Raw genomic sequence first — 11,683 nt, forward strand, 5'->3', positions numbered from 1 at the left:
CATAACCCGACCTACGACGGACTTTCGGGTAGGTCGGATTAGCGTGGCGTAATCCGACAGACAGACTAACCGCGAAAGAGTCCGGAATGGATTGTTCAGGCGATCTTTTTAAAGGCTGCCGCCGCCGCCCTGACGGTGGCTTCGACATCTGCGCCGGTATGGGCCGCCGAGACAAACCCCGCTTCAAAAGCCGAGGGCGCAAGATAGACGCCCTGTTCCAGCATGGCGTGGAAGAATCCCTTGAACTGCTCCTGGTGGCAGGCCATCGATTGGGCGAAATTGGTCACCTTGTCCGCTTCGGTGAAGAACAGGCCGAACATCCCGCCTACCTGATTGGTGGTTAGCGCAATGCCGGCAGCATCGGCTTCAGCCTGGATGCCGACCAGCAACTCGGTAGTGCGCTCGGTGAGTCGATCGAAGAAACCGGGAGCCGAGATCAACTCCAGAGTTTTCAAGCCGGCGGTCATGGCGACCGGGTTGCCGGACAGGGTGCCGGCCTGATAGACCGGGCCCAGAGGAGATATCTTCTCCATGATCTCCCGCTTGCCGCCAAAGGCACCGACCGGCATGCCACCGCCGATTACCTTGCCCAGGGTAGTCAGGTCCGGTGTGATGCCGTAGAGCCCCTGGACACCGCCCAGGGCGACCCGGAAGCCGGTCATCACCTCGTCAAAAATCAGCACGGTGCCGGATTGGTCACACACTTCCCGCAGGCACTCCAGGAAACCGGGAACCGGCGGTATACAGTTCATGTTACCGGCCACCGGTTCGACGATAATGCAGGCAATCTGTCCGCCAATCTCGGCAAAGGTGGCTCGCACCTGGTCGATGTCGTTGTAGTTCAGGGTAATGGTGTGCTCTGCCAGGGAGGCCGGTACGCCCGGCGAGCTGGGCTCTCCCAGGGTCAGCATGCCGGAGCCCGCCTTGACCAGCAGTGAGTCGGAGTGTCCGTGGTAACAGCCCTCGAACTTGACGATCTTGTCACGGCCGGTATAACCGCGCGCCAGGCGGATGGCGCTCATGGTGGCCTCGGTGCCTGAGCTGACCATGCGCACCAGATCCATGGAGGGCACCAGTTCGCACACCCGGTCGGCCATCACGGTTTCTATCTGGGTCGGGGCGCCGAAAGAGAGCCCCTTGCGGATGACCGCGGCAACCGCATCCAGCACTTCCGGGTGGGCATGTCCGAGAATCATCGGTCCCCAGGAGCCGACGTAGTCAATGTACTGTTTGCCGTCGGGATCGTAGATATAGGGGCCGCTGGCATGATCGACAAATACCGGGTCGCCGCCCACCCCCTTGAATGCCCGCACCGGAGAGTTCACTCCACCTGGAATATGCTGCTGGGCCTGAATGAATCGATCGTGTGAAGCGGTCATGAGGGTGGTCTCTCCGAACTGTCGAATAACTGTTTGAAACGGCGGCAGCGGGCGGCGATGTCCGGTGCACCAAAGATTCCGTTGATGACGGCCAACATATCCGCACCTGCCTGGATAAGCGTGGCGCCATTTTCCGGGGTTATGCCGCCGATGGCAACCACCGGAATCCGCAGGTTCCGTTTGGCCTCGCCCAATAATTCGATGTCGGCCTGCACCGCATCGGGTTTGGTGAGCGAGGGGAAAAAACGTCCGAAGGCGACATAATCCGCCCCGGCGTTTTGGGCGGCTGCAGCCAGCGCCAGCCGGTTATAGCAGGAGATACCGATCACAGCATCACTGCCCACGGTGGCGCGAACGGAGGCGATGTCGCCATCCTGTTTCCCGACATGGACGCCATCGGCGCCAATAGCCCTGGCCAGGTCGGCGTCGTCGTTAATAATCAGCAGGGCATCGTGTTCATGGCAAAGCGCCAGCAGCGCCGCGCCTTCCGATTTTCGTCGAACGCCCCCCGGCTGTTTGTCCCGGTATTGAACAATACGTGTGCCACCGATGAGGGCGCCCGCCACCTGCTTTAGCAGGGCATCAAATCCCTCCGGATGGGGCCGGGTGATGGCGTAGAGCCCTTTCAGCTGTTCCTGTTTGTGCAAAAGTAATTACTCACTTGGTCTGCGATAGAAGCGATCCGGTATATGCTGGCCCTTACCCGGCCGCCAGCCGGCGACGAGGCTTTCCCAGGTATAGCGTTGCGCCTCACTGACCGCTTCAACCAGGGGAGATTTTCTGGCCAGTCCAGCGGCAATCGCCGCAGCGATGGTGCAGCCGGAACCGTGGTAGGAGCCGTCAAGTCTCGGCCACCGCTCGCTGTGATGCGGGACGCCTTTTCGGTAAAGGGTATTGGTGACGTCTTTCGCGGCTTCATGGGTGCCGGTGATCAGTACAGCTTCACAGCCAATTGCCAGCAGTTCATGAGCGCACATCTCCAGTTGCTGTCGTTGGGTCAGGCGTCGCGCCTCCTGGGAGTTTGGAGTGACCAGGCTGGTGTGAGGGATAATCTGCCCAAGAATCGCTTCGACCAGGGACTCTCCGGCGAGCTCGGTTCCCCCGCCTGCTGCCAGTATGGGGTCCAGCACCACCGGTATTTCCGGATGGCGCACCAGTAGCTCTCCAATGGCAAAGGCCGCCTCGGCACTGCCGATGAGGCCGATCTTGATCGCGCCAATGGGATAATCCTGAACCAGGGTCTCGACCTGTCGGGTGATCAGCTCGGCGGACAGTGGAATCAGTTCATGCACATTGCCACTGTCCTGGATGGTCAGGCAGGTAATGGCCGTTGCGGCGTGACAGCCGAATGCCGCCAGGGTCTCTATATCGGCCTGGATGCCGGCTCCTCCTGATGGGTCGTGTCCGGCAATGCTGAGGACGATGGGTTTGGGAATTGTCTGCTTCACATTCTGTCACTGTTTGCCTGCAGGCCGGGCGGTGGGATTAATCTGTAAAAACTGCCGATTCGTCGGCTACAATTAAACCAGCATTCACTCAATACCTCTAGTCCGGGGCAGAAGTGGTTCCTGGGGAATAAGGGACGAATGTCAGCAGTTGAGGTTAGCTCTGCAGCTGAGTCGTCCCTATTGGTGAAGATATGGATAAACAAATGAATGAACTCTCCCGTTTGGCCAAGGATTATTGTGCCCTGATCGAGTCCGCCGACGAAACCGATATCAGTTGGCTGCGACAGCTCTCTTCCCTGCTGCCGCAGCTCCATGCTGCAGTCACCGCGCTGGGGGCTCCTCCGCGCAGTGCAGACTACTTCACCCCAGATCTGGATGAGCGTTTTGAGCGGTTTGCCCAGCTTCGCCGGTTGCTCGGACACCGTGATGCCTACTGGCTGGAGTTTGATGTGGCGCCGGATGAACAGGGTATGTCAGGCAGCCTGGCCGACGATCTGACGGACATCTATTGTGAACTGAAGCATGGGCTGCATCTGCTGGAGGAGCAGCGAGAGCCGGAGCGCGCCTTCGATGATTGGTGCTGCGGTTATCAGGATCATTGGGGCCAGCATCTGCTGGATGCGGAGCGTCACCTCTATGAGCTTGCCTCGCGTAACCAGCTTTAAATGCCTTGATCGGGTTCAAGGGCTAAATTCACTAAAAAATCAATGGTTCATGAAATACCATGTTTGATATAGTATCGCGCGATACTACTGATTTTGTCTGGAGAAAAAACCAATGAGTGAAGCAACCACTAACCTGCTGAGGGATGAAGAACTCAGCCTGACCGAAACGGCCCAAGGCAAGATGGCGGAGCTGGTAGGGCAGGTTGAAGAGGAAGTGAAGGGGATTCGCGTCTATGCCACTCCGGGTGGTTGCAGCGGCATCAGCTTCGGCATGACCTTTACCGACCAGATCAATGAGAACGACTATATTCTCAATTCCACCGGATTCGATGTGATCGTGGATGGCGAGACCATGCGTCATCTCGCTGGTGTGCAGATTGATTTCGTGGATCACGGACAAGGGAATGCCAGCTTTGTGTTCAACAATCTCAAGCCTGCCGAGAGCAGCGGCTGTGGCGGTTGCAGCTCCAGTGCTGCCCAGGGCGGCGGCTGCTCCTGATCCGTCAACGAACAGAAAAATAAAAAAGCCCACGAATACGCTATTCGTGGGCTTTTTTATTGCGCACCCGGCAGGGCGCATGGATGGGCGCCGGTGTTGTTAAACTTGGCGGTCGCTGCCTGCGGTCGTTAACGGGATGGCTAAAACGGCTTCAGCACCGCCAGCAATACCACGGCAAACAGGATTACCACCGGTACCTCATTGAACCAGCGGTACCAGACGTGACTGTGGCTGTTTCTGTCCTCGGCGAACTCTCTGACCAGCTTCCCGCAGTAGAGGTGGTAGGCCACGAGAACGCCAATCAGCAGCAGTTTGATATGCAGCCAGAGCATTTTGCCGAATGCCGCCCAAGCGTAGTCATAGAGCATCCAGAAGCCGAATAACAAGGTGAGGATCATCCAGGGCGTGGTGAAGTAGTAGAGCTTTCTTTCCATTACCTTGAATCGTTCATTACCCGCTTCATCATCGGTCATAGCGTGGTAAACGAAGAGTCGTGGAAGATAAAAAACCCCGGCAAACCAGGTCACCATAAATACTAAATGCCAGGCCTTTAGCCACATCGCAAATTACCTATTGTGGAAGTGATTAATTATTCAGTTTTTTCGTTTCACTGGCGTCATGGTAGAGCGCGCGGAGGATGTCCTGACGCTTTGTCGCCGGCCGGTCAGGATCAGCTTGGTCGGTATTATTTTTCCGGCCGCCAAAGAATTCCCCGATGGCGCGGAATACCCGCTTCAGGGCCCGCCACAGCTTCGGTAGCAGCCAGATTATCAACAGCAGGGTCAACACCAGGCCGGCAATAAAAAGCCAGGGATAGTGGAGCGATGCCCAGAGACCCCCAATCACCACCAGATCTTCGGTGATGGAGGCGGTCCAGTTGCTGAACGGCTCCGGTGAGGTGTTGATCAATACCCGGGTGCCGGTTTTCGTGAAGTGCGTGGTAGCAGCAAGACCGCCACCGATCAGGAGGGCGGCGAATTCGGCGGCCTGACTCACCTCAAGTCCTTGGGCCATCCCGGCGGCCAGCACGGCACCGGCAGGGATACGGATAAAGGTATGCAGCACATCCCAGCCGGTATCAACACCCGGGGTCTTGTCGGCAAAGAACTCCACCATGTACATGAAGCCGGCGGCAGCCATCACCAATGGATCACTCAGCAGTTCCAATCCTGGCGGTAATGTGACGTCTCCTGTCATGCCTAGATAACCCAGTACCAGCACGGCGGCATAGAGATTGATACCGGAGGCCCAGGCCACGCCCAGTGTCAGAGAGATAAGTTCAATGGTTTCCATTGATTAATTCCTTAATGGCCGTGGTTTGTCCATTGGATAGAAGTGAAGGCATATCGGTTCCCGCCTTGTTGCCATTGGCCAGTCTCGCCGGTGTACGGAGTCGGCGACTGTTGTATTGAAGTTTGAGGAAGGGATGGGGTTGGAGTCAAGCCGGTTAAAATCAGAATTAACGGCGTGAATAGCTGTGGTGCAAAAAGCCATCCCCTGGATTCTGCCGGATATGACTATCCAGTGCTGGCAGTTGTGGCAAGCTGTTCCCTATCAGTATGAATTTTAAGTCAATAATTGACCTTTAAAAAATGTGTATATATAGTGTGCGCATTCCTTGTTCGTGACAACTGCGGAGATATATCCGGGGTAGAAGGAATTAAAAGAATCGTCACGCAGTGCTTAAGCGGCCCACGGGCCGCTTTTTTATTGTTTCCGCCAAGCTGGTATCGGTTTGGATCTTTAGATTTTTCCTGTGGCACCGTATGATTAACGACGTTTTCTGATCCGGATGCGACATGTCTCGCCCCCTCTCGCGTGGCTGCCCTCCTGTGGGTCAACCGTTAGTCACTCTTCAGTGTGGAATCGATAAAATGGTGAAAGTAGGTATTGTTGGTGGTACGGGCTATACGGGGGTTGAACTGCTCCGGTTGCTGGCGGGACATCCCGAGGTGGAGGTCGCGGTCATCACCTCCAGGGCCGAGGCCGGGCGTCTGGTTTCCGATATCTACCCTAATCTGCGAGGCCATTTCGATATCCCGTTTACCGAGCCCGACCTGACAACATTGAGCGATTGTGATCTGGTGTTTTTTGCAACACCCAATGGCACGGCCATGAAACTGGTCCCGGAGTTGCTCGAAAAGGGCTGCAGGGTAGTTGATCTGGCAGCCGATTTCCGCATCCGGGACATCGCGCTCTGGGAGCAGTGGTATGGTATGACCCATAGCTGTCCCGAACTGGTCGCCGAGGCTGTCTACGGACTGCCCGAAATCAACCGTGAAGCGATCCGTACGGCGAGTCTGGTAGCCAATCCTGGCTGCTATCCCACCGCCACCACGTTGGGTTTTTTGCCGCTGATCGAGTCCGGGCTTGTGCGTCTTACCGGATTGGTGGCGGACTGCAAATCGGGAGTCAGTGGTGCGGGTCGGGGCGCCAGTGTCGGTATGCTGATGGGAGAAGTAGGTGAGAGTTTCAAGGCTTATGGGGTGCCTGGACACCGCCACATGCCGGAAATCCGGCAAAATCTCTCAGCCGTTGCAAACAGCAATGTCGAGCTCACTTTTGTTGCGCACCTGTTGCCGATGATCCGTGGCATCCACTCCACGCTTTATGCCACTCTGACAGACGAGGTCGACCTGCAGGCGCTGTATGAGTCGCGCTTCCGTGAAGAGCCTTTTGTCGATGTGCTGCCGGCGGGTTCGCATCCGGAGACGCGCAGCGTCAGGGGGATCAATCACTGTCGGATAGCCGTCCACCGGCCGCAAGGCGGGGATACCGTAGTGGTACTCTCGGTTATCGACAATCTGGTGAAAGGTGCAGCCGGCCAGGCAATTCAGAACATGAACATCATGCTGGGCCTGGAAGAGACGCTGGGTCTGCAGGCGGTAGCCCTGTTGCCATAACTGAATGATCTGGTGTGTACACATTATGCAGTGGCGCATAAGGCATTGATTCTGTCTGGACCGGGAATCTGGGAATGAAAATCAGAACGCCCCGAATTGTCCAGGCCCGCAGTCGCTGGGTTTTTCTCTGGGCAATACTGCCGATACTGTTGGCTGCTGTGTTGTTGGCGGGCTGGCGGGAGTATATCCAGTTCAGGCAACCGGAGGCGGATCAGCTTCACCGGCTCAAGCTTGAGTTGACTGGACAGCGCCATCAGGTCAAGTTACTGGAAGCAGAGCGCAACCGTTTGCGCGAGCAGGTGGCTGCGTTGGAGCGGACCAGCCAGATCGATCAGGAGTCGATACGTCAGGTGCGGGAGGCGCTCAGAGAAAGGCAGTCCGGGTATCTGGAGATGGAGCAGGAACTCAAGATACTGCGTGGTATTGTCGATACCGGGGTCAAGTCGGAGGGGCTCTATATCCAGCGCTTTAGGCTGGACAAAAGTGATGTGCCTGACAGCTACCGCTTCCGCTTCACTGTCAGTCAGGCGTTGAAGAACGCCGGTACGGCAGTGGGATGGATACTGCTTACCCTGGAAGGGGAACAGGAAGGCGAAATTGTTGAACTCACGCTGAAAGAGTTGACCAAAGAGAAAGATGAAAAACTGAAAATGCGCTTCAGGCATTTTCAGGATGTTGATGGATTAATCCAGCTGCCGGCGGGCTTCAGTCCGCAACGGGTTATTGTGGAGATCAATCCAACGAATAACAGGTTGCCAAAAGTGAAAGAGGGTTTTGACTGGCTGGTGGCCGATTGAGAGGATGACAGATGGCGCGTTTTAAAAAGTTCAGGGCCCCAAAGATTGCCACCGTGATCGGTAGCGGAACCACTATCCACGGCGATGTCAATTTCACCGGTGGTCTGCATGTCGACGGATTGGTCTGTGGCAACGTGATGGTGGAGCAGGGTGGGGAGTCGGCGCTGACTCTGAGTGAGCAGGGGCGGGTTGAAGGTGATATCCAGGTCCCCAATGTAATACTTAACGGTACAGTGGTGGGGGATGTTTACGCATCCGAACGGGTTGAGCTGGCGCCCAAGGCCAAGGTTACCGGCACGGTCTATTACAATCTGCTGGAGATGGCGATGGGGGCGGAGGTCAACGGGCAACTGATCCATACCAAGGATGCCCAGCCGCAGATGCTGGGCTATGACGGCCAGGATATCAAGTCGGAGGATCCAGACGATGGAGCGCAGCCCCGGGTGGTTGCATTTGATAGTGCCGATGAGGAATCGGAGCGGGCGCCCCGGGGGCGTTGACGGCAGGAAGATCGTAATACTTGACTAAATTGATCAGAAAAGCATAATGTTTTAATAATCGCTCGGCGAGAGCATTTTTATTACAGATTTTGGAGTTGGCTATGAGTGGTATGCAAGCTGAAACCGGGAACCCGCTGGTATTTACCAATGCAGCGGCGACCAAGGTGTCTACCCTGATCAAAGAGGAGGGTAATCCCAACCTGATGTTGCGAGTCTTCATTCAGGGCGGCGGTTGCTCAGGCTTCCAGTATGGATTCAGCTTTGACGAAGAGATGAAAGATGGCGATACCCGGGTGGATACCGATGGCGTCACCATGCTGGTTGACCCGATGAGCCTGCAGTATCTGATGGGCGCCGAGGTTGATTACACCGAGAGCCTGCAGGGATCGCAGTTTGTGATTCGCAATCCTAACGCTACCACTACCTGTGGTTGTGGTTCCTCATTCTCGGTCTGATAAGAACAAACAGCACAAATCATAAAAAACCCTGCATCTTCGAAGATGCAGGGTTTTTTTGTCCAGGCGTGGATTTGTTCCGCGAGACACTGGGAAGTGCGGTGGCGGATTTGTCCGGGTAACTGGATCAGTTTGCGGGAGCTGCCGGGGCAGCCGGTGCGGCGGGATAGCCATAAGGTGCGGGGGCATAGCCATAGGGAGCGCCATAACCACCATAGGGAGCGCCGTAACCGCCATAGGGTGCGCCGTAACCACCGTAGGGGTAGCCACCATAACCATAGGGATAACCGTAACCACGACCATAGGCATTGCCGTAACCGCTGCCACGGCCGCTGAAGTTCATGTTGAAATCGCCCGTGCCGTCACCCCATCCATCTCCTAAACCGTTCCATGGGCCGCCACCCCAGGGGCCGCCGCCCCATGGACCACCCCACCAGGCGGATGCGGAGGCAGAGGCAACAAGCAAGGCCGCAACGGCGGCAGCTTTCATGATGCTTTTCATAATTTCTTCTCCCTGATTCGTAATTTTGGGTATGAAGGCCACTACTCGGTAGTGGCCTCTCTAATGAAAGTATTAGTGGTTTCTAAATATGTCAACCTGGATTACGGTTATTCTTGATCTGGGTTAACTGCCGTCTTGGCGGTTATTTTTTAAACAACAGGGGGGCGACATCATCAAAACTGCAGGCGAAATGGACTTTAATGCCTTTTCGAATATGTTCGGGTACCTCTTCGTACTCGCCCCGGTTCTCCTCCGGCAGGATCAGTTCCCGGATGCGGGCGCGACGCGCCGCAATCATCTTTTCCCGCACCCCGCCAATCGGGAAGACGTGGCCAGTCAGGGTCAGCTCGCCGGTCATGGCGATATTTCTGACTGGCTGGTTGCGTGCCAGTGACAGCAGGGCGGACGCTATGGTGATACCGGCGCTGGGTCCGTCCTTCGGAGTGGCGCCGGCAGGGACATGCAGATGGATGAAGCTGTTTTCAAAGAAATCCGCATCGGCCCCCAGTCGTTCGGCATTGGCGACGATATAGCCATAGGCGATTTCGGCGGATTCCCGCATCACCTCTCCTAGCTGGCCAGTCAGTTTAAAGCCCCGGGTGTAACTGTGGGTTCGAACGGCCTCGACACTCAAGGTGGCCCCGCCCATGGCCGTCCAGGCCAGTCCGGTGACCACGCCAGGCCCGGTCAGATTGCGTTCATCGCGGAAAATCGGACTGCCCAGGTACTCCTTCAGGTCCGATTCCTCAACCACTATCGGCATCGGTTCCTTGTCCAGGATTCGTACCACCGCCTTGCGCACGATCTTGCCGATCTGTTTTTCCAGCCGCCGAACGCCGGCATCCCGGGCATAACCCTCTATGATCGCCTTCAGGGCCTCCGTATTGAGTTTCAGCTGGTTGCGTTTCAGGCCGGCCCGCTTCAGTTGCCGCGGCAGCAGGTACTTGCGGGCGATCTGCAACTTCTCCTGCGCGATATAGCCGGAGAGCGGGATGATTTCCATGCGATCACGCAACGGCGCAGGAATGGTGTCCAGTTGGTTCGCGGTACAGACAAACAGCACCTTGGAGAGGTCGAATCTCAGGTCCAGGTAGTGATCTAGAAAATCGCTGTTCTGCTCCGGGTCCAGCGCCTCCAGCAGGGCTGAGGCCGGATCGCCGTGAAAGGAGGCGCCGATCTTGTCGATCTCGTCCAGCATGATGACCGGGTTGGCGGTCTCCACCTCCTTCATTGCCTGGATAAATTTACCCGGCATGGCGCCGATGTAGGTGCGTCGGTGGCCCTTGATTTCCGCCTCGTCGCGCATGCCGCCGACCGAGAAGCGATAGAAGGCGCGTCCCAGGGCGTCGGCAATCGATTTGCCGATGGAGGTCTTGCCGACACCGGGTGGACCCACCAGCAGAATAATCGAGCCGCTGACTTCACCTTTCATCATGCCGACCGCAAGAAACTCAAGAATGCGCTTCTTGACATCATCCAGCCCATAATGATCCTTATCCAGCGCCTTGCGCGCCTGGGCCAGATCGAGTTTGTCCTGACTGTGCTTGCCCCATGGCAGCAGGGTGATCCAGTCGATATAGTTGCGGGTCAGGGCATACTCCGGTGAGCCGGTCTCCAGGATCGACAGCTTCTGCATCTCTTCATCCAGCCGCTTGCTGACCGCCTCCGGCAGCACCAGTGCTTCAAGCCGTTCCTTGAACTTGTCCAGTTCGGCGGTGCGATCGTCCTTTTCCAGCCCCAGCTCCTGCTGAATTGCCTTGAGCTGTTCACGCAGGAAAAACTCCCGTTGATGGGTGTTGATCTTGTCCTCAACCGTCTTGCGTATTTCGTTTTGTGCCTTGGCCAGTTCCAGCTCTTTGTTGAGCAACAGCAGGACCTTTTCCATGCGTGGCAACAACTCGATCTCCTGCAGTATCTCCTGGAGCTGGAAACGGTCTGCCGTGGTCAGGCTGGCGGCAAAGTCGGCCAGGTGGGAGGGATCATCCGGTCCCAGCCGGTCAAGAAATATGCGCAACTCCTCGCCGTACAGCGGGTTCAGCGGTACCAGTTCCTTGATGGTGTTGATAACCGCCATGGCATACGCCTTGATTTCATCACTGGGCGTCGAAGACTCTTCCTTGAAGTAGCTGACCTGGGCCCGAAACGGGGCGCGCCTTGCGACAAAACTCTCAATCTTGAAACGCTGCAGGCACTCAACCAGCACCTGCAGGCGTCCCTCCACTTTCTGCACACGATGGATTTTGCAGGCGGTACCGATGCGGCGGAAGTCACTCGGTACCGCCTCTTCCGAGGTAGAGGCGTCGGTCATGACGATACCCAGTATGGCCTGTCCGGATTCATAAGCGGCAGAGACGGTCTGTTCCCAATGTTCATCGTTCATCAACAATGGAACCGCCTGTCCGGGGAAGAAGGGGCGGGTTGTGACCGGCAACAGGTGAATCACGCCGGGCAGTACATCGCCCTGACGGGCCAGTACATTTTCGGAAATGATGTCAAGGGCTTCGGCGTCAATCGCGTCGTCATTCATTTTTTTTC

Annotated in this window: 13 protein-coding genes; 6 read left to right on the forward strand and 7 right to left on the reverse strand. The window is 56.6% G+C overall.

Going from position 1 to position 11,683, the window contains the following annotated elements; genetic code table 11:
• Window positions 1-95: 95 nt before the first annotated feature.
• Genes hemL through thiD form a run of 3 tightly spaced genes read right to left on the reverse strand, consistent with a single transcriptional unit; the run spans window position 96 to window position 2,827 of the window.
• Window positions 96-1,379, reverse strand: coding sequence for a glutamate-1-semialdehyde 2,1-aminomutase (gene hemL / locus ACHZBF_RS19230; protein WP_321529324.1), 1,284 nt, complete (start codon window positions 1,377-1,379; stop codon window positions 96-98).
• On the reverse strand, window positions 1,376-2,026 hold the full coding sequence (gene thiE, locus ACHZBF_RS19235; protein ID WP_321529325.1) for a thiamine phosphate synthase: 651 nt from the start codon (window positions 2,024-2,026) through the stop codon (window positions 1,376-1,378). Before thiE ends, hemL begins: the two co-directional genes overlap by 4 nt.
• A 6-nt stretch (window positions 2,027-2,032) precedes the next feature.
• Window positions 2,033-2,827: a bifunctional hydroxymethylpyrimidine kinase/phosphomethylpyrimidine kinase gene (gene thiD, locus ACHZBF_RS19240; RefSeq protein WP_273439454.1), complete on the reverse strand. Its 795-nt coding sequence runs from the start codon at window positions 2,825-2,827 to the stop codon at window positions 2,033-2,035.
• A 191-nt stretch (window positions 2,828-3,018) separates the two neighbouring features.
• Between thiD and ACHZBF_RS19245 the strand changes: the two genes are divergently transcribed.
• Window positions 3,019-3,492 carry a DUF5063 domain-containing protein gene (locus tag ACHZBF_RS19245; protein WP_029133241.1) on the forward strand — a complete coding sequence of 158 codons (474 nt, stop codon included), beginning with the start codon at window positions 3,019-3,021 and terminating at the stop codon, window positions 3,490-3,492.
• Window positions 3,493-3,604: 112 nt separating this feature from the next.
• Window positions 3,605-3,991 (forward strand): HesB/IscA family protein, encoded by a 387-nt coding sequence (locus ACHZBF_RS19250; protein WP_029133240.1) that lies wholly within the window; start codon window positions 3,605-3,607, stop codon window positions 3,989-3,991.
• A 140-nt stretch (window positions 3,992-4,131) separates the two neighbouring features.
• Here ACHZBF_RS19250 and ACHZBF_RS19255 read toward each other — a convergent pair whose 3' ends face one another.
• Both ACHZBF_RS19255 and ACHZBF_RS19260 read right to left on the reverse strand, forming a co-directional pair.
• Window positions 4,132-4,551, reverse strand: coding sequence for a CopD family protein (locus tag ACHZBF_RS19255; protein WP_029133239.1), 420 nt, complete (start codon window positions 4,549-4,551; stop codon window positions 4,132-4,134).
• 25 nt (window positions 4,552-4,576) lie between these two features.
• Window positions 4,577-5,284, reverse strand: coding sequence for a DUF4126 domain-containing protein (locus ACHZBF_RS19260; protein WP_321529326.1), 708 nt, complete (start codon window positions 5,282-5,284; stop codon window positions 4,577-4,579).
• Between the two features lie 581 nt (window positions 5,285-5,865).
• Here ACHZBF_RS19260 and argC point away from each other — a divergent pair.
• The 4 genes from argC (at window position 5,866) to erpA (ending at window position 8,646) form a co-directional block, all read left to right on the forward strand.
• Window positions 5,866-6,894: an N-acetyl-gamma-glutamyl-phosphate reductase gene (gene argC, locus ACHZBF_RS19265; protein WP_321529327.1), complete on the forward strand. Its 1,029-nt coding sequence runs from the start codon at window positions 5,866-5,868 to the stop codon at window positions 6,892-6,894.
• Window positions 6,895-6,968: 74 nt separating this feature from the next.
• A complete protein-coding gene (locus ACHZBF_RS19270) occupies window positions 6,969-7,691 on the forward strand; it encodes a DUF6776 family protein (RefSeq protein ID WP_321529328.1) in 723 nt (240 codons plus the stop codon).
• 11 nt (window positions 7,692-7,702) lie between these two features.
• The gene (locus ACHZBF_RS19275) at window positions 7,703-8,191 is read left to right on the forward strand and encodes a bactofilin family protein (protein ID WP_051302095.1); all 489 of its coding nucleotides are present in this window, start codon (window positions 7,703-7,705) and stop codon (window positions 8,189-8,191) included.
• A gap of 101 nt (window positions 8,192-8,292) precedes the next feature.
• Window positions 8,293-8,646 carry an iron-sulfur cluster insertion protein ErpA gene (erpA, locus tag ACHZBF_RS19280; RefSeq protein WP_029133235.1) on the forward strand — a complete coding sequence of 118 codons (354 nt, stop codon included), beginning with the start codon at window positions 8,293-8,295 and terminating at the stop codon, window positions 8,644-8,646.
• 127 nt (window positions 8,647-8,773) lie between these two features.
• Here the strand turns inward: erpA and ACHZBF_RS19285 are convergent, their stop codons facing one another.
• On the reverse strand, window positions 8,774-9,148 hold the full coding sequence (locus tag ACHZBF_RS19285) for a sulfur globule family protein (RefSeq protein ID WP_029133234.1): 375 nt from the start codon (window positions 9,146-9,148) through the stop codon (window positions 8,774-8,776).
• A gap of 142 nt (window positions 9,149-9,290) precedes the next feature.
• Window positions 9,291-11,675 (reverse strand): endopeptidase La, encoded by a 2,385-nt coding sequence (gene lon, locus ACHZBF_RS19290; protein ID WP_321529329.1) that lies wholly within the window; start codon window positions 11,673-11,675, stop codon window positions 9,291-9,293.
• Between the last annotated feature and the right edge of the window lie 8 nt (window positions 11,676-11,683).

Origin of the sequence: Sedimenticola selenatireducens (genome assembly GCF_963675335.2) — a bacterium.
GTDB classification, from domain to species: Bacteria; Pseudomonadota; Gammaproteobacteria; order Chromatiales; family Chromatiaceae; genus Sedimenticola; species Sedimenticola selenatireducens.